Annotated in this window: 17 protein-coding genes and 1 pseudogene; 8 read left to right on the top strand and 10 right to left on the bottom strand. The window is 72.6% G+C overall.

Annotated elements, in window-relative coordinates; all coding sequences use genetic code 11:
• Positions 1-22: 22 nt before the first annotated feature.
• The 3 genes from ACGFNH_RS05445 to ACGFNH_RS05435 all read right to left on the bottom strand — a co-directional run bounded on the left by ACGFNH_RS05445 (position 23) and on the right by ACGFNH_RS05435 (position 5,257).
• Positions 23-3,253, bottom strand: coding sequence for an amidohydrolase family protein (locus ACGFNH_RS05445; RefSeq protein WP_393651710.1), 3,231 nt, complete (start codon positions 3,251-3,253; stop codon positions 23-25).
• Between the two features lie 315 nt (positions 3,254-3,568).
• Positions 3,569-4,393, bottom strand: coding sequence for an LLM class F420-dependent oxidoreductase (locus tag ACGFNH_RS05440; protein ID WP_393651709.1), 825 nt, complete (start codon positions 4,391-4,393; stop codon positions 3,569-3,571).
• Between the two features lie 474 nt (positions 4,394-4,867).
• Positions 4,868-5,257: a hypothetical protein gene (locus ACGFNH_RS05435; protein WP_393651708.1), complete on the bottom strand. Its 390-nt coding sequence runs from the start codon at positions 5,255-5,257 to the stop codon at positions 4,868-4,870.
• A 249-nt stretch (positions 5,258-5,506) separates the two neighbouring features.
• Here ACGFNH_RS05435 and ACGFNH_RS05430 point away from each other — a divergent pair, with 249 nt between their 5' ends.
• Together ACGFNH_RS05430 and ACGFNH_RS05425 are read left to right on the top strand one after the other, a co-directional pair.
• The gene (locus tag ACGFNH_RS05430; RefSeq protein WP_393651707.1) at positions 5,507-6,118 is read left to right on the top strand and encodes a redoxin family protein; all 612 of its coding nucleotides are present in this window, start codon (positions 5,507-5,509) and stop codon (positions 6,116-6,118) included.
• An 18-nt stretch (positions 6,119-6,136) separates the two neighbouring features.
• Positions 6,137-7,036, top strand: a complete 900-nt coding sequence (locus ACGFNH_RS05425) for a cytochrome c biogenesis CcdA family protein (RefSeq protein ID WP_393651706.1) — start codon at positions 6,137-6,139, stop codon at positions 7,034-7,036.
• 76 nt (positions 7,037-7,112) lie between these two features.
• On the opposite strand, the gene ACGFNH_RS05420 is transcribed toward ACGFNH_RS05425, so the two are convergent.
• Both ACGFNH_RS05420 and ACGFNH_RS05415 read right to left on the bottom strand, forming a co-directional pair.
• Positions 7,113-8,540, bottom strand: coding sequence for a DUF1996 domain-containing protein (locus ACGFNH_RS05420; protein ID WP_393651705.1), 1,428 nt, complete (start codon positions 8,538-8,540; stop codon positions 7,113-7,115).
• 412 nt (positions 8,541-8,952) lie between these two features.
• Entirely contained in the window at positions 8,953-9,870 is a 918-nt protein-coding gene (locus tag ACGFNH_RS05415; protein ID WP_393651704.1) for a S1 family peptidase, read from the bottom strand.
• A 784-nt stretch (positions 9,871-10,654) separates the two neighbouring features.
• Between ACGFNH_RS05415 and ACGFNH_RS05410 the strand changes: the two genes are divergently transcribed.
• Complete coding sequence (locus ACGFNH_RS05410) at positions 10,655-10,870, top strand: hypothetical protein (RefSeq protein ID WP_393651703.1); 216 nt, start codon at positions 10,655-10,657, stop codon at positions 10,868-10,870.
• A gap of 156 nt (positions 10,871-11,026) precedes the next feature.
• Here ACGFNH_RS05410 and ACGFNH_RS05405 read toward each other — a convergent pair whose 3' ends face one another.
• Together ACGFNH_RS05405 and ACGFNH_RS05400 are read right to left on the bottom strand one after the other, a co-directional pair.
• A complete protein-coding gene (locus ACGFNH_RS05405) occupies positions 11,027-11,563 on the bottom strand; it encodes a pyridoxamine 5'-phosphate oxidase family protein (protein WP_393651702.1) in 537 nt (178 codons plus the stop codon).
• Between the two features lie 240 nt (positions 11,564-11,803).
• Complete coding sequence (locus ACGFNH_RS05400) at positions 11,804-12,145, bottom strand: hypothetical protein (protein ID WP_393651701.1); 342 nt, start codon at positions 12,143-12,145, stop codon at positions 11,804-11,806.
• A 274-nt stretch (positions 12,146-12,419) separates the two neighbouring features.
• Here ACGFNH_RS05400 and ACGFNH_RS05395 point away from each other — a divergent pair, with 274 nt between their 5' ends.
• Positions 12,420-13,661 (top strand): damage-control phosphatase ARMT1 family protein, encoded by a 1,242-nt coding sequence (locus ACGFNH_RS05395; protein ID WP_393651700.1) that lies wholly within the window; start codon positions 12,420-12,422, stop codon positions 13,659-13,661.
• A 110-nt stretch (positions 13,662-13,771) separates the two neighbouring features.
• Here the strand turns inward: ACGFNH_RS05395 and ACGFNH_RS05390 are convergent, their stop codons facing one another.
• The gene (locus ACGFNH_RS05390) at positions 13,772-13,981 is read right to left on the bottom strand and encodes a hypothetical protein (protein ID WP_393651699.1); all 210 of its coding nucleotides are present in this window, start codon (positions 13,979-13,981) and stop codon (positions 13,772-13,774) included.
• A 301-nt stretch (positions 13,982-14,282) separates the two neighbouring features.
• The gene (locus ACGFNH_RS05385) at positions 14,283-14,759 is read right to left on the bottom strand and encodes a DUF4440 domain-containing protein (RefSeq protein ID WP_393651698.1); all 477 of its coding nucleotides are present in this window, start codon (positions 14,757-14,759) and stop codon (positions 14,283-14,285) included.
• 143 nt (positions 14,760-14,902) lie between these two features.
• Here ACGFNH_RS05385 and ACGFNH_RS05380 point away from each other — a divergent pair, with 143 nt between their 5' ends.
• The 4 genes and pseudogenes from ACGFNH_RS05380 to ACGFNH_RS05365 all read left to right on the top strand — a co-directional run bounded on the left by ACGFNH_RS05380 (position 14,903) and on the right by ACGFNH_RS05365 (position 18,843).
• A complete protein-coding gene (locus ACGFNH_RS05380; RefSeq protein WP_393651697.1) occupies positions 14,903-15,676 on the top strand; it encodes an SDR family NAD(P)-dependent oxidoreductase in 774 nt (257 codons plus the stop codon).
• A gap of 53 nt (positions 15,677-15,729) precedes the next feature.
• A pseudogene (locus ACGFNH_RS05375) lies at positions 15,730-16,479 on the top strand (FadR/GntR family transcriptional regulator); the annotation flags it as partial.
• Positions 16,480-16,670: 191 nt separating this feature from the next.
• Entirely contained in the window at positions 16,671-17,816 is a 1,146-nt protein-coding gene (dgoD, locus tag ACGFNH_RS05370; protein ID WP_393651696.1) for a galactonate dehydratase, read from the top strand.
• 127 nt (positions 17,817-17,943) lie between these two features.
• A complete protein-coding gene (locus ACGFNH_RS05365; RefSeq protein ID WP_393651695.1) occupies positions 17,944-18,843 on the top strand; it encodes an SMP-30/gluconolactonase/LRE family protein in 900 nt (299 codons plus the stop codon).
• Positions 18,844-18,969: 126 nt separating this feature from the next.
• Here the strand turns inward: ACGFNH_RS05365 and ACGFNH_RS05360 are convergent, their stop codons facing one another.
• Positions 18,970-19,896 (bottom strand): phosphotransferase, encoded by a 927-nt coding sequence (locus ACGFNH_RS05360; RefSeq protein ID WP_393651694.1) that lies wholly within the window; start codon positions 19,894-19,896, stop codon positions 18,970-18,972.
• Positions 19,897-20,030 lie beyond the last annotated feature (134 nt).

Raw genomic sequence — 20,030 nt, 5'->3', positions numbered from 1 at the left:
GGCGGGCCCCGCTCCCCGCCCGTCACATCCCCGTGTCGCAGCAGGTCTCCCGGCGCAGCCGCCGGCCGACCTCCAGCCAGTCCTCCCCGTCGCCGTGCCGGTTCCCGCCCGCGCCCGCGCCCGCGCGGACGTCCGCCCCGGCGAAGTCCCGTACCAGATCGGCCTGTTCGTACGGAACACCGCCGCGCAGCACCGACACCGTCCGGACCATCGTGTCGAAGTCCGTGAAGGGATCGCCGTCCACCACCGTGAGGTCGGCGAGCTTGCCGGTCTCCAGCGTGCCGAGGTCGCGATCCGCGCCGAAGGCCCGCGCCGGCAGCAGGGTCGCGGTGCGCAGCGCCTGGGCCGCCGAAAGCCCATGGCGGTGCAGCGCCCGGAGCCCCAGATGCAGCGCCAGGCCCACCGGCACGAGCGGTGTGTCCGTCCCGAGCGCTACGATCCCGCCGCCGTCGAGCACCCTCCGGTACACGCCCATCTCCGCACGCAGTGTGGCCAGTTCCGCGGCCGTCGGCGGCTTCCCCGCCAACTGCTGTACGAGCGCGGCGTCCCAGGGCGGCATCAGAGCGGTGACCCGCGGGTCCTGTGCGAGCGACGGATCGGTCCCGAGCAACGGCATGGCCGTGAACGGGGTCGCGACGAGCGAGAGGCCCGCGGCGGTGTAGATGTCGACGCCGTCCTCGTAGGCCCGCCCGGTCGCCGTGGTCGCGTGCCCGAACTCCAGCCGCTGCGTTGCCTGCAGATGTGTCGTCAGATCCTGCCCCATCTGCACTCCGGGGGTGCACAGATGACTGCCTGCACGCACACCGAGCCGTGCGTGGGCGAACCGGGCCGACTCCTCCATCACCCAACCCGGCGCCCGTACATACGTCTTGACGAAATCCCAGTCGAGTGCCGCAGCCCGTTCCAGAGAGCGGCGGAGCCCTTCCCGCGTGCGGTGCGCCCTGCCCATGCTGTAGGCGACACGCGCGCCGTCCAGGAGTTCGCCGCCGGCCAGCAGCCGGGGCCCGGCCAGGGCTCCGGCGGCGATCGCCTCGCGCAGCCGCGCCTGTTCGTAGGCGAAGCCGCCCAGTGATACGGCCGTGGTGATGCCGTAGGCGAGCTGGGTCACCGTCTGGCGCCCGCCGTAGGTGTACTGCCAGGGATGCGTGTGCGCGTCCCACAGCCCCGGGACGACGGTGCGCCCGGAGGCGTCGACACGGCGGGTGGCCCGGCGCCTCGCCCGGTGCGGTTCGACGGCGGCGATCCGCCCGTCCCGCACCAGCAGATCGACGTCCTCGCGTGTGGCCTCGCCCGTCCCGTCCCAGAACTTCCCGGCGTGCACGACCGTGTCCTCCGGTGCCGGTCGCCGGTAGTCGAGAGGGATCCGGACCGTACGGGCACGGCCCGTTGCCACGTCGAGGAGCCGCAGCCGGCCCGCCGACAGATGGAGCAGGGAGCGGGAGTCGCCCGACCACGAGGGGTGGTCGGCCGATTCGTCGGTGAGCCGCCGGGGATCGCCGTCGGGGGTTCCGTCCGGGCGTACGGGGAGCAGCCACAGCGCGGACTCGGAGATCAGCGCCATATGGCGGCCGTCCGGGGACCACACCGGCCCGGAGTCGTAGCGGTCGGAGAGCGACTGGTGCGGGGCGATGGCATGCAGCCGGGCGGTGCCGTCGCGGGTGTCGACGACCCGGATGAGGTTGTAGCCCTCGCGGAAACGCTGGTCGATCCGGTTGCGGTCGCAGAACGCGATGAACCGGCCGTCCGGTGACCAACTCGGTCTCCCGGGCAGCCCGCCGGCGCCGAGGGGCTGGGCGAGCACGCGGTCCGTGCCGGCGCCGAGGTCGCGCAGGACGAGGTTCCCGGACATGTCCAGCGAGGCGAGGCGGGTTCCGTCCGGGGAGAGCGCGGGCTGCACGCGGCCGCCTGTGGCGAGCACGGTCTCCTCGCCGGAGGTGAGGTCGTGGCGGCGGACCGCGTAGAGGCCGTCGCGGTCGTCGGCGTAGACCAGCGCGCCTCCGTCGGCGGTCCATACGGGGCCGAGGACGTAGTGGGCCGTGCCGGCCCGGACGATCCGGCGGGGCGCGCGGCCGCTGCCGCCGCCGTCACCCGGAACGGCCGCAACCCAGAGGGAGTTGAGGGCGGCGAAAGCCACCTGCTTTCCGTCGGGGGACAGGGCGGGGAGGTGCACGCCGCGTACGGGACGCACCCCGCTGCCGTCGAAGTCGTACCGCTTGACCGGGTACTTGGGGCGGTCGAGCTGCATCGTGGCGGTGAACGGGATCTCCCGGCCGTCGTCCGGCGCTTCCGGACGCACCACCCGGTAGTGCCCGCCGACCGTCAGCAGCAGCTCGCCGCGCGAGGTCCAGCGCGGCGGCACCGGAGCGACGTCGCCCTCGACGGGGACCGGTCGGCCGTCCACGACGAGCGTGCAGGATGCCTCGGGTGCGGGTGTGGTCCGCAGATACGCCAGGCGCCCGTCGGCCGAGACCGCGGGCGTCATGATCTGCGCGGAACCGGTCTCGCTGTGCTCCACCGTCACCGCACCCGAGCCATCGGCCCGTACGGACGCCACGGTCCGGGCCTCGAGCGCGGTCCCGGTCGCGCGGGCGCGGACGAACAGCACGCGTGCGCCGTCCGGCGACCACGTGGGGTCGAAGTCCTCCCAGGGGCCGTCCTGTGACGGGCCGTCCTGTCCGGGCTCGCCGGTGATGCGGGTCAGACCGCCGGTCCTCAGGTCCAGAACCCAGATGCGGTACGGGCTCCCGGCCACCGGGTCCCCGCCGCGCTCCGAGGAGAAGGCGATCCGTGTGCCGTCGGGCGACCAGGCGGGGCCGCGGTCGTCCCACGGCCCGTCGGTGCGCTGCCGCAGCCCCGAGCCGTCCGGCCGCAGCGTCCAGATGTGGAAGCCGCCGCCGCGGTACGCGCAGACGGCGAGGAGTTCGCCATCGGGGGAGTGGACGGGCCGCGTGGGCTCGAGGTCCGGGGGCGTGAGAGCCACTGCCCTCCCGCCGTTCCCCGGAATCGACCACAGGACGTTCTGCACCTCGGCGATGAGACGGTCCCCGGCGGGGCTGAGGGTGCCGGAGCCGTTGGTGGCGGCGGTGAGCGTGAGGGAGACGGGGGCGGACGGGGCCGCTGCCGCGGCCGCGGCGGGATCGGCAAGGGCGGTACCGGGGCCGGCCGCGGTACCCGCGGCGGCGGTGGTCACCGCGGCGGCCTGGAGAAACCGGCGCCGGGACAGTGCGCCGCGGGTGTCGTCTGTGGTCGCCAACGAACCTCCTGGATCAGGGAGTTGCGGGACGCGCTCGGAGCGCAGCGGGCGGGGACGCCCGGCGCTTGATCGTCGCATCCGCCACCCGGCGGAGGTCAACACCACACCACGCACTCGGTCGACGGTCAGCACCGCTCCGCACACCCTCGGTCAGCGTCGACACTGCGTGAACGCACGCGCCGAGGGTCACACCGTCACCAGGGGTGTACGGCTGCGGGGTTCGCCGCCGCGGGAAGGGGACCCCTGGGCCCGCACCGAGTGCGGAGGGCCGTCGACCGTGAACGGGCCCGTGCCGTCCGCATGCGGTCACGACGGTCAGCGGAAGCGTGCCGCGACCTCCGCCAGCCGGTCGAGTTCGTCCAGCGATGGGCGCTCCGGCAGCGTCGGCAGGAAGAGCAGCACCCGCTCGACATCGAGCCGCGTGTACCCCTCGATCACCTCGGGGTCGCCCGGCACCCCGTACACCGTCACCGGTACGTCCCGGCCCGTCGTCGTGCGCAACTGGTCGATCTGCGGGCCGAGTCGGTCCGGTGGCACGTTGTTGGCGAGCCAGGCGTCCCCGAACTCCGCAACCCGCGGGAAGGCGGCCGTGCCGCCGCCCACGTAGACCGGCGGGTGCGGCCGCCGGACCGGCTTGGGCCAGGAGTACACGGGGTCGAAGTCCACGAAGTCCCCGTGGAACTCCGCCCGGTCCTTGGTCCACAGCTCCCGCATCGCGCCGAGCCGCTCGTCGACCAGCCGGCCCCGGGTGGCCGGATCGGTGCCGTGGTTCTCCATCTCCTCGCGGTTCCAGCCCACGCCGACGCCGAACACGGCGCGCCCCTCCGAGATGAGGTCCAGAGAGGCCACCTCTTTCGCCGTGACGATCGGGTCCCGCTCCACCAGCAGGGCGACGCCGGTCCCCAGGAGCAGCCGCTCGGTGACCGTCGCCATCGCGCTCAGGGCGACGAAGGGGTCGAGGGTGCGGTAGTAGCGCTCCGGAAGCTCCCCTCCACCGGGGTAGGGCGAGCGGCGTTCGACGGGGATGTGGGTGTGCTCGGCGATGAACAGCGAGTCGAATCCGCGGTCCTCCACGGCCAGGCCGAGCGGGGCCGGACGGATTCCCTGGTCGGTGATGAAGGTGGAGATCCCGAACTTCACGGCGGCTCCTGCGGGTCGGGTACGGGCCGATGCGGTGTCCGCCCCTGCTGTACCCGCTCCGGCCGGGTTCACCACGACGATCACACGGGAGGGCGGCCGCCTTCCGCCGTCCGGTGAGCTGTGTGTGACCGCCCGCGAGCCCTTCGCCGGCCGCCCGCGAGCAGTGCGCGTGCCCGCCCGCGAGCCGCCCGCGAACCGTTCGCGAGCAGTGCGTGTGCCCGCCCGCGCGTTCAGAGCCGCTCGGCCTCGACCAGCACCAGGCTCTCCGGGCCCGCCAGCGTAGTTGCCCGTCCGACCGGGGTGACCGATGCGCGCATGACGGCCGTCCTGGTCCGTCGCGCGCGGAGACCCGGCAGCACCGCCCTGGCCGTCAACTCCGCTGGCGGTCACCTCCGCTGACGGTCACCGCCATGCCCTGGCGGTCACCTCCGCCCCGGCCGCCCGCCGCCCCGGCCGGCCCGTGGCGGGGCGGGGCTACGCCGTACGGGGCTGCTCTCCGGGCTGCTGCAGTGCGTGCCGCGGCGCTTCCTGGGAGCGGACCGCGTGCATGACCGACGCCGTCTCGGGGGTCTGCTTCGCGGCCTCCTTCCCGCCCGCCGAGGCGGCGGCCGGGGAGGCTGCCGAGGTGGCGGCCGAGGTGGCGGCCGGGGAGGCCGCCGGGGTGGCCGCGGCGGGGGCGGGGCGAGTGCTCAGCCTGTGGCTCGCGGCCTCGTCGAGACTGATCGGGCGCCCCGTCTGGGCGGCGAGACGGCCGGCTTCGTGGCCCAGGAGGGCGATGTCCTCCCAGCGGAGGCGGAGCACCAGACGGAGTTCGGCCTTGCCGTCCGGGAGAGCTTGCAGTTGAAGGGCGTGCGGTTCGCTCATGCGGCGGTCCTCCAGGGGGGTCGGCAGCGGCGCGGCGGGCAGGGGTCCGACCGTCGGTCCGCGGACGTGTGCCCAGTGATACGGAGCACGGCCACGGCTCGTTCAGCCGGAGGTGCCGTACTACCGCACCGCGGTTTCGCGCGACGCGATCGCCCGGGCGCCGAACGATTCCCCGGCGCGGGCCGTATAGCTGGGGGAGCTCAGGTAGCTGGGGGAGCTCAGGAGCGCCACACGTCAATGGAGCCCGTCATGCGCATGCGCCGTCCCACCCGCGTCCTCGCCACCGTCCTGCTCGCCGCAACCGCGTTCACCACGAGCGCCTGCGGTACGGACAGCGGGGGCGACGCGGCCTCTTCCGGCAAGGCCGAGCCCGCCGACGACGACGAGGCGCGGGCCGGCGACGACGGGGCGCGGGCGTCGGACGACGGTGCCCCGGCCTCCGGCATCAAGGGAGTTCCGGCCACCCTGCGGTTCCGGGGCACCACCCTCGACGGGAAGTCCTTCGACGGCGCGGCGCTGGCCGGGAAGCCGGTGGCGCTGTGGTTCTGGGCACCGTGGTGCGGCAGCTGCCGCGGTCAGGCACCGCAGGCCGCCGAACTGGCCCGGACCTACAAGGGCAAGGTCCATGTCATCGGCGTCGCCGGGCTCGACACGACCGGGTCCATGAAGTCCTTCGTCTCCTCGCGGAAGGTCGGCGGCTTCCCGCACGTCGCCGACGAACAGGGCGCCGTCTGGAAGAAGTTCGGCATCACCCAGCAGAGTTCCTTCGTCCTGCTGGACGGGAAGGGCAAGGTCGTCCACAGCGGAGTCCCCGCGGGACCCGGGGAGTTGGACGACCTTGTCGCGAAGCTCGCCGGCTGACGGCGCCGGTCGCGACCGATGACGGAACTGCCCCTCGCCCTGGCGCTCACCGCGGGCATGCTCGCCGCAGTGAACCCCTGCGGGTTCGCCCTGCTCCCCGCCTATCTGTCTCTGCTCGTCCTGGGAGACGGCACGACCACGCGCGCCGCGGCCGTCGGGCGCGCGCTGACCGCCACCGCGGCCATGACCCTGGGATTCGCCGTCGTCTTCGCGGTCTTCGGCTTCGTCATCGCGCCGGGCGCGGCGCAGGTGCAGCAGCAACTGCCCTGGTTCACGGTGGTGTTCGGGACGCTGCTCGCCGCGGCCGGCGCCTGGCTCCTCACAGGGCGCGCCCTGCCCTCCCTCCTACCGCGCATCCGCCGTGCCCCCGCTGTCACCCGGTCCGTGCCGTCCATGGCGCTGTTCGGCGCCGCGTACGCCGTCGCCTCGATCGGCTGCACCATCGCGCCGTTCCTGGCGATCGTGCTCTCCGCGTTCCGCAGCGGATCGGCCGGGGGCGGCATCCTGCTCTTCCTCTGCTACGCGCTCGGCATGGGCGTGATCACCGGCGCCGCCGCCGTGGCGGTCGCCCTGACCCGTACGGCCGCGGTCGGCGGCATCCGCAGGCTGCGTGCGATGGCCGGACGCCTGGGCGGCGCCCTGCTGTTGGTGGTCGGCGGCTATGTGGCCCACTACGGCTGGTACGAGATCCGGGTGCTGCGCGGCGAGGCGGTGTCCGACCCGGTCGTCGACGGTGCGACCGCGGCCCAGCGGTGGATCGCGGGCGGCCTGGACGACGCCGGTGTCCCGCTGGTCGCCGTGGTGTTCGTCCTGCTGCTGGCCGCCGCCCTGATGCCGTACCGCCGCGGCCGGTCCCTTGAAGGTCCGGGGACCGGCCGCGGCAGTGTGGGGCGGTGGCACGACCCGGCGCGGCGGTGACCGGACCGGGTGAGGGTGTTTCAGCGGCCCCGGAGGGGGCCTTCCGCGGTGCTCGGAGCGAGCACCGTCAGCGTTGTCAGCCGCACTTGCGGCCGCCGTTGATGCACGAAACCGCCTTGCGCATCAGCGAGTTCGACATCACGTTGATGAAGTCGCCGTGGTCGGTGACCGGCTTGTGGAGCTGCTCCGGGAAGCTGTCGACGGCGAAGACGGTGCCCGGCTTCACGTCGTAGGTGATCCGCTGCACGAGCTGCGGGACGGCCCGGAAGCCCTGCGGGCAGGTGCCGTTGCGATCGGCGAAGGCCACATGCGTACGGTGGTTGGCGCTGTCGATGTTGGCGCCGTCCCAGCAGCTCTGGAAGTTGAACGTACGGACGACCCGGCTGCCGCTCGGGCACAGCGGGTACTTGTCCTTGAGCTGCCGGTTCTCGAAGCCGGTGCAGCTCCAGGAGGCATTGGCGTTGGCCGGGCCGTTGGTGAAGGACTTGGCGTCGCCGGTGATGATCCGCAGGAAGCGGGGCATGGCAGTGACCTTGCCGGCCGCGCTGCCCTTGAAGGTCAGTTTCACCGAGGCCGGCTTGAGGATGCGGCCGATGTTGCCGTCCTGTCCGCCGCCCGGCTGGTTGGCGTCCGCCTCCTGCTGGCCGTTGCGCAGGCGGAGCACGGGCCAGTAGTGCGTGGAGCGGTCACCGTTGGTGCAGGTGGTGCCGGCGGCGGCGAGGCTCTCGTTCGTGGAGAACGCGTTGGTGTCGAGATTGCCGACGTAGTCGTGCTTGTGGTGGGCGCCGTTGCTCACGCCCGGGGCCGCGATGACGTTGTCGGAGTTGAAGTGCTTGTTCCCGTTGCGCCCGCAGCGGGTGGCGAAGGTGCCGACGGAGGCGCCGCGCCGCTTGGCGGGCGCCGCCACATTCGGCCGCACCTTCCTGATGTCTACGAAGTCCGACCGGACGGGGCCACTTGCGGGCGGCGCGGAGCTGGAGGCGTTCGGCGCGGGGGCCGTGGCGTTCGGGGCGGCGGTGCCCCGTGCGGAGGCCACCTCGGGGTCGCGCTTGACCTCGCAGGACGCCAGCGAGGCGAGCCATCCCGGACGGTCGCCGGCCCGGTCGAGGGCCGTGCCGATGCGGTCGAGTGCGGTGCGGCGCTGATCGGCCAGCGGGGCCAGCACCCGTATCTTCACCCACTGCCGGTCGCTCGCCGTACGGGAGGTGGCGAGCCGTTGGTACGCGTCCGCGACCTGGCTGTCCATACGTGCCAGTTCCGTGTCCACGGATGACCGCGCCTGCTGCGGCACCCGCGAGAGCCGGATGGTGACGTCCGGGCAGTTGATGGTCGTCCCGGCCTGCTGTCCGGCAGCCGTGGTGGTGGCCGGGGCGGGTGAATTCCCCCAGTCCGCCGAGGCGTTGTCATTGATCAGTACGATCCCGCCTCCGCCCAGCGCCAGAGCGGCCACGGCTGCGATGGCCGTACCGATGACACGGGAGCGTCTGTGGCCCTTGTTTCTCACGGGGGCCCCTTTCCGATCGTCGTCCGCGCCGGATGCCGACGTACGAGGGTCGGGCCCGGCTTGATACGCGCCGAACCGTCCCCTGGCCCAGAGGGGACGGTTCGGTGCAGGGAGATATACGGATGGGGACGCGTTCGTGCTCGATGGTGGAGCAGAGAACTTCGTCGAATTTGTCCGGGGCGCGCGGCGGAGCGTTCGCGCCGGTCGCCCATGGGCGGGAACGGGGCGGACGATCGAGCGCCATGTGCTGAGAGAAAGGCGAGGAACGGTTCGGGGGCGGGTGGTACGGGAGGGGCCGCCGTACGCAACGAACCGGCGGGCCCGCCCGATGGCGGACCCGCCGGTCCTGGCCGGGCAACTCCGCCGGGTGGGAGGGGAGTTGGCGCGGCCGTTCAGGAGATGCTCACGAACCTCAGAAGACGCTCACGCCGTACACGCTCAGCGCTTCGGTGACCGGCTGGAAGAAGGTGGTGCCGCCGGAGGAGCAGTTGCCGCTGCCGCCGGAGGTCAGGCCGATAGCGGTGCTGCCGGCGAAGAGCGGGCCACCGCTGTCCCCGGGCTCGGCGCAGACGTTGGTCTGGATGAGGCCGGAAACGATGTCGCCGCCGCCGTAGTTGACGGTCGCGTTCAGGCCGGTGACGGTGCCGCCGTGCAGTCCGGTGGTGCTGCCGCTGCGCTGTACGGACTGGCCGACGGAGGCATTGCCTGCCCCGGTGATGTCCTGGTAGGTGCCGTTGTAGAGGTAGACCCGGCCGTCGGCGGCGGAGGGGTTGGAGTGCTGGATGATCCCGTAGTCGTTGCCCGGGAAGCTCGACCCGGCGGTCGAGCCGAGCAGCGCGGTCTGGGCCGAGTTGGTGTACCAGGTGCTGCCGATGTTGGTGCAGTGGCCCGCGGTGAGGGCGTAGTACGTGCTGCCGCTGCGGACGTTGAAGCCCAGCGAGCAGCGGCCGCCGCCTGTGTAGATGGCCTCCCCGCCCGCGATGAGCTTGCTGAACGTGCCCTCGGTGCGCTCGATCCTCAGGGCGCCGGCACGGTCGCCCGCGACCTCCTTGATCTCGGCTATCTCGGCCGCGGAGACGGTCTTGTCGACGGTGACGACGACCTTGCCCGACTTCGCGTCGGTGTACCAGGCCGTACCTGCGACGTCCGCATCACGTACGGCGTCGCCGGCCTGGGCGAGCTGCGTGGTGGTCGTCCGGCCGACGTCGGCCGGTTGGGCCATGGCCGTCGGGGTGGCAAGCGCGGAGACGGCCAGCAGACCGGACGCGACGGCGATCAGCCGCGTGCGTCTGGGCACACCGCCGAGGGGGGAGAGGCGCTTGATGCTCACAACATCCTCCGATGGGGGTTGGGGGCCCGCTTGGGTGGACGGGCCCGTCAAGCGCGGTCATGGAACGCGACGGCCTCGAGTTCCGTCGTGCCCCTGACAACCGCACCGAGGGAATAGTCGACTCCGGTTGAACGGTCTACAAGGTTGTCTTTCGGTCGCTCTACGCGCGTTGCCAGGCGCTGTGCCGCGATGGCGCCGCAGGCGCTTTCCCTCCGTCCGTGCACCGATCGTGAAGGGTGTCGCCGTCACCGGGTGGAAGCGTTTGTCACAGCGATGGAGCGCAGGGCGGAGTTGTGGTTCGGGGATGCCCCTCCGTTCCGCCGGTGCATGGGCCCGGCTGGGCGGCTACCCGCGCGCCGGTGGTCGTGTGCGCCCGACGGCACGCCCGAGCGCGGCCTTCTCGTAGTGCAAATCGCGCCACGAGGAGGGCGGGGTCACGGGTGACCCGCGTAGATCTCCCGGACCGCACGGCCGGGATCGCGCGCGGTGGCATCAACGCCCCTCGCGGAGGGCGATTTCGCGGCGATCGCCACCCTTCGCACCACGCCATCGGTTGTCTGGAATTCGACGTTGCGCTGTGGCCGTGGGCGATGAGATGAAGACGCCGCGCAATCGGCGGAGGCGCCGGACGGGCCTCCGGGGCAGGACCGGGACGGGCCTTCGGGATGGGTTCCGGAGGGGCCTCCGGGGCGGGCTCTGCCGGGGGAGGGGGTGGCCGGATCGTGTGGTGTTCCGGCCCGGGGGCGGACATGCGTCGGGGCCGCCGTTGCCACACGCTGGGTACATGAGTGACGCACGGGCCCCGATCGTCGTGTCGCGGGTCATGCCGGGCGAGCCGCCGTTCCGCATCGTGGAAATCAACGGGGAAATGGTGGGGACAGCGCACGACATCCTCGATGTGGTCCGGCTGGCGCAGCGCGCCGGGAGCCGGCACATCGACCTCGACGATCCGGCCGCCGTGAGGTGGGTGGGCGGCGACAAATACACCTGGGCGCTCTGAACCCGCGCGTCGCTCTGACCCGAGGTCGTTCTGAACCGCGCGTCGCTCTGACCCGAGGTCGTTCTGAACCGCGCGTCGCTCTGACCCGAGGGTCGTTCTGAACCGCGCGCCCCGGCACTGTCCACGGATCGGTTCCTGTCCGCGGATCGGGTCCGATCAATCGGTGGCGGGGGAGGCGGCGCCGGCCGGGAAGCGCCAGCGGGTCTGGCTGTACCGGCCCTTGGCGAAGCCAAAGGCCGTCGTCGGTGCGACCCGGAAGACCAGGGCCCGGCCCGCCTCGTGCCGGAAGGCGCCGTCGCGTACGTCGAAGTGCCAGTCCTTGCCGTACTTCGTCTCGTACGCCGTGGCCAGCTTCTGGAGCGCCGCGTCGCCGGTCACCTGGACCGCGTCCCCCTCCACGACCACATCCAGCCCGTCGTCGAGGCCGTTGCACCCGGTGGTCAGGATGCAGTGGGTGTTGGTGCGCAGGTTCTTGGCCTTGCGTTCGTCGGGTCCGGTGCAGAAGTGGAGTGCGTCGTCCACCCAGACCGCCAGGAGAGGGGTGACGTGCGGGCGGTTGTCGGGGCGTACGGTCGTCAGCCAGTAGAGCTCGGCCCGCTCGAGTTGCTCGCGCGCGGTCGGCCACGGCGTCGCGGACACGTCCTTCATGCTGTAGCGCTCGTCCAGTTCGGTGACCGGTTGCCTGGCTGTCATCGTTCTCCCTCTCTCGTGCTGCCCGGAGCTGCCTTGTGCCGCTCCGTGCTGCGCGCGGCTGTGCGGTGCGCGCCGGTGAGCGGCCCGTCGCGGCCGGCCGGAGAGGAGACCGGGTGGGGCCGCCGAAGTCATCGGTGTCCTGACCGGCCATGCCCGGCGAACTTCTCACCAGCGCCGGGGCCTCGTACGGCACAAGCCGGGGCGGCCGGTGTCGGGCCGCCCCGGCTTGCACTGGGGGTGTTACCGACCGGGGGCCGCGGCGCCGGTCTCGCCGAGGTTCGCGGTCTCGTCCTGCTCCGCCTGGCCCGCGGCGTTGTCGCCCTGGTTCTGGCCCTGGTTGGCGCCCTGTCCGGGGCGGCCGCCCTGACCGGGACGTCCGGCCGGGTTCATGGATGTGCTCGACACACAGGACTCGTTCTGCTCACCGAGGCTCGGAAGCAGGCCTCCCAGAATTCCGGGGGTGGTCTGCCGGGAGCACATCTGCATGCTGCCGCCCGGGCCGTCGGCTACTGCGGGAGTGGCGATGAACAGGGCGCCGCACAACCCGGCGCCGACTGCGGACATGCCGATCAACTTGCGCATGAAAACCTCCTGATCGAGAGCGCGTTGTCTCCACCGTGTCGCGGAGATCGGCGAGCCGCACGCGGGCTTACTGCGACTGGAGTGACGGCCCGTCGGGAATGCGAGGCGCGGCTTCCGGGCGGCCCAGGACATTGCACCAGTGATGGAACGTCAGGTTTCCCGTGCCCGAGGAACCTCCGGGAACCGTGGTCTGATGAACCACCAGATGATGAAGCGTCATGATCATGCGTCCCGGCCGCGGCAGGCACGTGGCGGGACCGACAGGAGGACGACGATGAGCCGGTCCCAGGCCGCGCCCGGTGAGGACGGCGGCCCGCCGCCCATCGTGAGCAACGAGCCGGGCACCTTCCCGTACGGAGTCTGGCACGAGCGCCATCCCGCCCTCCTCCGGCGATTGAAGGAGGCCTTCCCCTTCGGCCCCGGTCAGCGCCAGGCTCTCGACAAGCTGCTCGAGGAGACGATCGGCGGAGTGATCGAGCCGCTCCCCGGCACCGCCCGCGACCAGGCGCTGTGGTCGGGGCCGTGGGACCGGGGCCACTACGGCAAGCGCTGGACCGATGCACCGTTCCTGTGGGCGGAGAGCTACTTCTACCGCCGGCTGCTGGGTGCCGTCGGCTACTTCGGGCCGGGGCCGTGGCAGGGCATCGACCCCTTCGGACCGTCCAAGGACGCCGAGTTGAACAGCGAGACGGTCGATGACGAACTCGCCGCACTCGACACCCTCGGCCCCGTGCGCCTGAACCCCGTCGACTCCGCGGCCGCCGCTGCGGATTCCGACGACGGTCCGACCGATGCACTGCTCCACGCCGCGCTCTGGGGAAACCGCGCGGACCTCGGGTTTCTCCTCACGGCAGGCGACTCGGGGCAGGCGGACGGTGGCACGTCCCTCGTCGCCGACGATCGCGAGACCCTCCACACCCTGCTCACGGCATCGGCACGGCAGGGCGGACGTATCGTCATCGTCGCCGACAACGCGGGCCGCGAGCTCATCCCCGACCTCGTCCTCGCCGATCACCTGCTCGCCGCCGGCCGGGCGGCCACGATCACGCTGCAGATCAAGCCGCACCCCTACTACGTATCCGACGCCACGACCGCAGACGTCCTGGCGAGCCTGCGGAGGCTGGCGGATGCCCCCGGCCGAGCGGGAGGCACCGGCGAGCGGCTCAGGGCTGCGATGCGGGAGGAGCGGCTGACCATCGGCGCGCATCCCTTCTTCTGTGCTCCCTTGCCGTACGAGGACATGCCCGCCGACCTCAGACAGGACTTCGCTTCGGCATCACTCACGATCCTCAAGGGCGACCTGAACTACCGCCGTCTGGTGGGCGACCGTCACTGGCCCGCCACCACGCCCTTCGCCGATGTCACCCGCCACTTCCCCGGACCGGTCGCGGCCCTGCGGACCCTGAAGTCGGACGTCGCGACCGGGCTGTCGGACGAGACCGTCGCCGCGCTCGATGCCTCGGGTGAGGCGTGGCGCACGAACGGCCGCCATGCGCTGATCCAGGCCCGGCCCTGACGGTGCGGCAGCCACCCATGCGGCCCGGCCGAGGGGGCGAGGGCCTCTCACGGCAGAAGCCGGGGCGGCCGCGTCGCGGCCGCCCCGGCGGGTGGGAAGGTGGCGTGCGATTACCGGCCGGGGTTGACGGAGCTGCTGCTGACGCAGGACTCCGACTGGTTGCCGGCGTTCGGCAGGAGCCCGCCGAGAATCCCCGGGGTGATGTGCTTCGAGCACATCTGCATCGAGCCGTTGGGGCCCTCGGCCATGGCGGGCGAGGCGAGCACCAGGGCGCCGAAGAGCCCGACGCCGACGGCGGACACGCGGATGACGTTGCGCATGGAAAACCTCCTGTGAGAGCGCGTGAGACCACGGTGTCCCGTTGATCAACCCGTCGCACCCGGACGTACTGCGACCGGGTTGCGGAGGTGACGGTCCGTCGGCGTGTCGGATGACAGACCGTCAGGAAACACTTCGCTTTCCGGCCTCGGGGGTGCGCGTGACACCTCGTTCGGCCCATGCGTTGCCTCGTACGGCGTACGGAGGCGGCCGAGGGTCGGCGTAGGGCGGGCTCCGGGCTCCGGGCGGTGTGGCCCCTGCGGGAGGCGGTTGCGGTTCGGCGTTTTACGGAGGCGGCAGGCCTCAGGCGTCGTCGATGGGCGTGCCCTGGTGGAAGTACAGCCGCCAGCCGTCGTCCCTCAGACGCCAGATCGAGCTGCGCCGCGCCCGCCGCCCGTCGGTCTCGGTGATGAAGGTCAGATGCACGACCCCGGGGGCCAGGACCACTCCGGACATCTCGCTCGCGATGATCGGCGCGCCTGCTCCGTCGGGGCCGGGGCCGGGGCCGGGGTCGGGGCCCAGGACGGACAGGACCGTGTCGCGATCCCAACGGCGCCCCGAGGCACCGAACTCCACGAACTCGGGGTCGAGGAGTTCCCGGACCTGTACGGGGGAGTCCCGCACCTCGGGGTCGAGAAGCCACAACTCCCGCTCGGACGCGATCCGGACGGCCTGCTCGTCCCGCTCCCGCTTGTGCTTCGCCGGCTCGTGCCGCCCTCGAACGTCCCGCTCCCCGTCGTCCCGCCCCCGGTCCCCTCCCCGCCCCCTTGTGTCAGCCATGCCGGACACCCTAGGCAGCGACAAGGACGCTCCGCAGGGAGTGACGGCAGCGGCCCCGCCCAGTAAATTCGTAATTAAAGACGTCCGGACGTGGTGCCGGTCCCGGGACCGAGCCCCTCTGCCAGCGAAGGAGCCCCCGTCCCATGAGCGGACCGGCACACCGGCACGGCGCCCGCTTCACCGGTCGCGTGGTCGTGGTGACCGGTGGGGCGTCCGGCATTGGTGCGGCCACCGCCGCCCGTCTGGCCGGTGAGGGCGCGGCCGTCGTCATCACCGATGTCGCGGCCGAGCGTGGCGAGGGTGTCGCGGAGGAGCTCCGCGTGAACGGTGCCCGCGCCGCGTTCGTGGCGGCCGACGTCGCCGACGAGGACGACTGGGGGCATGTCATGGACGCCGCTCATGCCCTGGGCCCGGTCGGCGTGCTCGTCGGGAACGCGTTCGTCGATGACGTGACACCGGCCCACCACACGTCCCGCGCCTCCTGGGACCGGCAGCTCGCGGTCAACCTGACGGCCGGCTTCCTCGGCGTCCGCGCCGCCCTGCCCGACCTCCGCGAACGCGGCGGCGCCGTCGTGCTGACCTCCTCCGTCCATGCGCACCACGGCATTCCCGGCCATCCCGCGTACGCGGCGGCCAAGGGCGGACTGCTCTCCCTGTGCCGCCAACTGGCTGTCGAATACGGGCCCGAGGTGCGGGTCAATGCCGTACTGCCGGGTCCCGTCCTGACGCCCGCGTGGGAGCGTGTGGGGGACGAGGACCGGCGGCGCAGCATTGCCGGGACCGCGGCGCGCCGCTTCGGCACGCCGGAAGAGGTCGCCGCGGCCATCGCGTTCCTCGCGTCCGACGAGGCGTCCTACATCACGGGAGCGAGCCTGGTCGTCGACGGGGGCTGGAGTGTCGTCAAGGCATCGGCCTGAGCGCGGAGGTGGGAGCACGTGACGCCGTACGGTCGCAGAGAGACGGGTCCGTCATGACGCCGTACGCGCGGCGCGGGATCCACGGCCAGACCGTGGAGACACTCGCGCGGCGGGTGCTCAGCGGCGAGATCCCCGAGGGCGCGACGCTCGATCTCCCCTCGCTCCAAAGGGAGTTGGACGTCAGCCTCACGGTCCTGCGCGAGTCATTGAAGGTGCTGGCCGCCAAGGGCCTGGTCGACGCGCGGCAGAAGCGTGGGACGTTCGTACGCGCCCGTGCCGACTGGAATCTGCTCGACGCGGACGTGCTGCGTTGGCAGTTCGCGGCCGGAGGCCCGGTCCACGACGAGCAGCGCATGCTGCACCACCTCGCCGAGGTCCGAGCCGTGATCGAACCCGCTGCTGCGCGCCTCGCGGCCGTCCGCCGCACCGACGCCGACCTGGCCGCCCTGGGCGCCGCGCTCGCCGCGATGGGGGAGGAGGACGCGGACGCGGAGGACCTCGCGCACGCCGTCGCCGCGGACCTCGCCTTCCACCGGGCTCTTCTGGCCGCCACCCACAACGAGTTGCTGGTGCGGATGGAGATGGTCGTCGAGCCCGGTCTCGCGCACCGTGACCGCATCGTCCACAGCTCGCCGCACCACGACGACCCGGTGCCCAGCCACCGGGCCGTACTGGATGCCGTACGGGACCGGGATCCGGACCGTGCGGAGGCGGCCGTGCGGGTGCTGCTCGACCAGTCCCTGCGCGATCTCGGCCAGGCGCTCCGTGACCCCGGCCGAACTCCGGACGGCGCGCCGGGCCCGGCCGGTGACCCCGGCGCGGTGGGCAGCGGCACGGGCGGGACGGGTGGCATGGACGGGACGGGCGGTACAAGCGGCATGGGCCTCACGGGCGGGACGCGCAGCAAGGGAGGCAAGGGCGGCAAGGGCGGCAAGGGAGGCAAGGGAGGCAAGGGAGGCAAGGGCGTGACGGCGCACGAGAAGGGAGGCGGCAGATGAGGATCGCCCGGATCGAGACGTTTCTGGTGCCGCCCCGCTGGCTGTTCTGCCGTATCGAGACCGACGACGGCGTCGTCGGCTGGGGCGAACCGGTGGTGGAGGGGCGCGCAGAGGTCGTCCGTGCGGCGGTCGACGTCCTCGCCGAATACCTTGTCGGACGCGACCCGTTGCGCATCCAGGACCATTGGCAGGTCCTCAGCAAGGGCGGCTTCTACCGCGGCGGCCCGGTCCTCTCCAGCGCCGTCGCCGGACTCGACCAGGCGCTGTGGGACATCGCGGGCAAGACGTACTGTGCTCCCGTCCACGCGCTGCTCGGCGGCCCCGTACGGGACACCGTCCGTGTCTACGCCTGGGTCGCAGGCGATGAACCGGCCCGGCTCACCGAGCAGATCACCGCACAGGTCGAGGCGGGCTTCACCGCGGTGAAGATGAACGCGGCGGGCCGGGTCACGCCGATCGCCACCCCCGCCGAGACCGCCGCCGTCGTCGAACGCGTGGCGACGGCCCGCGAGGTGCTGGGCCCGCACCGGGACGTGGCCGTCGACTGCCACGGCCGGTTCACCCCGGCGAGCGCCCGGCGTGTCCTGGCCGAACTCGCCCCGCTGCACCCGCTGTTCGTCGAGGAACCGGTGCTGCCCGAGCAGACACATCTGCTCCGCGACCTGGTTGCTGCGAGCTCGGTGCCCATCGCCACCGGCGAACGGCTCTACGACCGCGCGGGCTTCCTGCCCGCGCTCACGGCCGGTATCGCCGTCGCCCAGCCGGATCTCTCGCACGCGGGCGGAGTGACGGAGGTCGTCCGCATCGCGGCGCTGGCGGAGACCTACGGCGCCCAGCTCGCCCCGCACTGCCCGCTCGGTCCCATCGCGCTCGCCGCCGGGCTCGCCGTGGCCTTCACCGTCCCGAACTTCCTCATCCAGGAGCAGAGTCTGGGCATCCACTACAACAAGGACGCCGATCTGCTGTCGTACGTCGTCGACCCGGAGCCGTTCCGGTTCACCGAGGGGCACGCCCGGCGGACCGAGCTGCCCGGGCTCGGCGTCACGGTCGACGAGGCGGCGGTCCGCGCGGCCGACCGGAGCGGTCATGCCTGGCGCAATCCGGTATGGCGCCACACCGACGGGTCCTTCGCCGAGTGGTGACTCGCACCCTCCGAACGGTGACGTGTCCGTCGTGGACGCCCAGTATTCGCCGCCTTCCGGCTGCATCCCGAACGGTGACGGCGCTCGCCGCATGCCGACGCGCGACGACACCCCTGGAGCGGACACCATGACCGACACCGCGAACCCACCCCGGCCGTGCTGGACCGACCGGCTCGAACTCGGCGAAGGGATCCGCTGGTTCGACGGTCGCCTCGTCCTCGTCGACATCCTCGCCGGACGCCTCCTCCAGGCGCCTGACGAGCGCAACGCGGCCCCCGAGGGCGCCCTGCGCGAACTCCTCCGTCTGCCCATGCCGTTGGGCGCAGTCGCTCCGGTCTCCGGACGACCGGGGTGGTGGATCGCCGCCGCGGGCACCGGAGTCTGTCTGATCCGGCCCGATGGTGGTCTCGACTGGCTCGCCAGGCCCGAGGACACCAGACCCCTGCGGACGCGTATGAACGACGGCGTCGCCGACCCGCACGGCCGTTTCTGGGCGGGCAGCATGGCCTACGACGCCACCGAGGACGCCGGATCGCTGTACCGCGTCGGGCCCGACGGCGCCGTCACCCGTGTCCTCGACGGCATCACCGTCCCCAACGGCCCGGCGTTCACCGCCGACGGAACCGTGATGTACCTCGCCGACAGCGCCCGCGGCATGATCCGCCGCTACGCCGTGGACGCCGCTTCCGGAGCCGTCGGGGCAGTTGAGACGTTCGCCGTGGTCGACAACCCGGCAGCCCCCGACGGGATGACCGTGGACCGGCGGGGCGGCCTGTGGGTCGCCGTCTGGGGTGCGGGAGCCGTGCACCACTACCGGGAGGACGGCACGCTCGCCCGCATCGTCCCCGTACCGGCGGTCCAGCCCGCCGGGGTCTGCCTCGGCGGGCCGGACCGGCGGACGCTGTTCATCACCAGCGCGCGGACCGGGCTGAAGGACCCCGGAGCATTGGACGGCGCGGTCTTCGCCCTGCGCGTGGACACCCCGGGGCTGCCCGCACCCTCCTTCCGCCTCGCTGCGCCCCGTTGACCGGAGCGGCTCCTCGACCACTCGCCCGTCTGCTCGCTCGCGCCTTGTCCGGCCGTCCTCCCCATGGACTGCGCCGGAGTCCTCCACGAACCCCACGGACCGCGCCGGAGTCCTCCACGGACCCGCTCACGATGAGCACCTGCCCCACGCATGGCGGCCCGCACGCTCGGCCCGCAGCGCGCCCAGCATCGAGTGGGCGCGCTCCACGCTCTCGATGTCCCGGTGCTCGATGCCCCGGCGCAGCGCACTCAGAGCGTCCACCGCGGCGTACGAGAGGCAGGCACGGTGCTCGGCGTCGGTCAGCTCGCGTCCGTAGCCCTCGTAGAACGCGGACCGCAGGCCCGAACGGGCCCGCAGGGAGCCGTACTCCAGGCCCGCGAGATCGCGGCGGGCCGCCGGCTCGACACAGGTCCGATCGAAGCCGATGAGGCGCAGAAGCTGCCGCTGCTCGTCCCACAGCCAGTTCCGGGGCTGGAAGTCGGCGTGCACCGGCACGGCAGGCAGCGGCGGCGGAGGCTCCTCCGCGATGCCACGGAGCAATGCCTCGTCCTCCGACGCCAGATACAGGGCCGCTCCGTTGAGCATCTCCTCGACATCCGCGGCCCAGGTCGCCGCCGCCCCCGGCCCCGCAGGAGCCGCCCCGGACGCGGTCTCCGTCGCTGCCGGGGCGCCCGCCGATGCGGAGTGCAGCCGCGCGAGCAGCACCCCCGCCTGCCGGTACGCCTCGCGCTCCTGCTCCGGTGAGGGTCTGCGGGCACTGACCGGGTGGCCGGGGAGCGCGGTGAGCACGATCGCCCCCACCTCGGCGTCGGCCGCGGCCAGTTGAGGCGCGCGCCCCTCTCCGAGGCACCCGGTCCATCTGCGGTACGCGGCGACCTCCCGGTCGTGGGACTCCGACTCGGCGTGCAGCTTGGCGAACCACTGCCGCCCGTCGAGCCCCTTCACATCCCAGCCCGTGGCAATGCCGAGCCCTCCCCACGCATGCTCGGCGACCGTGAACTCGCCTGCCACGGAACCCACCAGGTGACGGATCTCCCTGGGCATCTCGGACATGACCTCTCCCCCTTGCGATCAGACAGCCGACCGGGCCGCCTCTGCCGCCAACACGACGCTTCTGCGTGACGCGCCGGGCACCCGTGGTCACCGGGTGCTGACAGAAGGATGCCAACCGGCACTGACATCCGGGG

It is taken from the genome of Streptomyces sp. NPDC048639 (assembly GCF_043199075.1).
Lineage (GTDB): Bacteria > Actinomycetota > Actinomycetes > Streptomycetales > Streptomycetaceae > Streptomyces.
This window is presented reverse-complemented; position numbering and strand designations above follow the sequence as displayed.

Coding starts and splice junctions, on each gene's coding strand:
- ACGFNH_RS05435 (WP_393651708.1), bottom strand. CDS start 5,257: ATGAGCGAACCGCACGCCCTTCAACTGCAAGCTCTCCCGGACGGCAAG.
- ACGFNH_RS05430 (WP_393651707.1), top strand. CDS start 5,507: ATGCGCATGCGCCGTCCCACCCGCGTCCTCGCCACCGTCCTGCTCGCC.
- ACGFNH_RS05425 (WP_393651706.1), top strand. CDS start 6,137: ATGACGGAACTGCCCCTCGCCCTGGCGCTCACCGCGGGCATGCTCGCC.
- ACGFNH_RS05410 (WP_393651703.1), top strand. CDS start 10,655: ATGAGTGACGCACGGGCCCCGATCGTCGTGTCGCGGGTCATGCCGGGC.
- ACGFNH_RS05405 (WP_393651702.1), bottom strand. CDS start 11,563: ATGACAGCCAGGCAACCGGTCACCGAACTGGACGAGCGCTACAGCATG.
- ACGFNH_RS05400 (WP_393651701.1), bottom strand. CDS start 12,145: ATGCGCAAGTTGATCGGCATGTCCGCAGTCGGCGCCGGGTTGTGCGGC.
- ACGFNH_RS05395 (WP_393651700.1), top strand. CDS start 12,420: ATGAGCCGGTCCCAGGCCGCGCCCGGTGAGGACGGCGGCCCGCCGCCC.
- ACGFNH_RS05390 (WP_393651699.1), bottom strand. CDS start 13,981: ATGCGCAACGTCATCCGCGTGTCCGCCGTCGGCGTCGGGCTCTTCGGC.
- ACGFNH_RS05385 (WP_393651698.1), bottom strand. CDS start 14,759: ATGGCTGACACAAGGGGGCGGGGAGGGGACCGGGGGCGGGACGACGGG.
- ACGFNH_RS05380 (WP_393651697.1), top strand. CDS start 14,903: ATGAGCGGACCGGCACACCGGCACGGCGCCCGCTTCACCGGTCGCGTG.
- dgoD (WP_393651696.1), top strand. CDS start 16,671: ATGAGGATCGCCCGGATCGAGACGTTTCTGGTGCCGCCCCGCTGGCTG.
- ACGFNH_RS05365 (WP_393651695.1), top strand. CDS start 17,944: ATGACCGACACCGCGAACCCACCCCGGCCGTGCTGGACCGACCGGCTC.
- ACGFNH_RS05360 (WP_393651694.1), bottom strand. CDS start 19,896: ATGTCCGAGATGCCCAGGGAGATCCGTCACCTGGTGGGTTCCGTGGCA.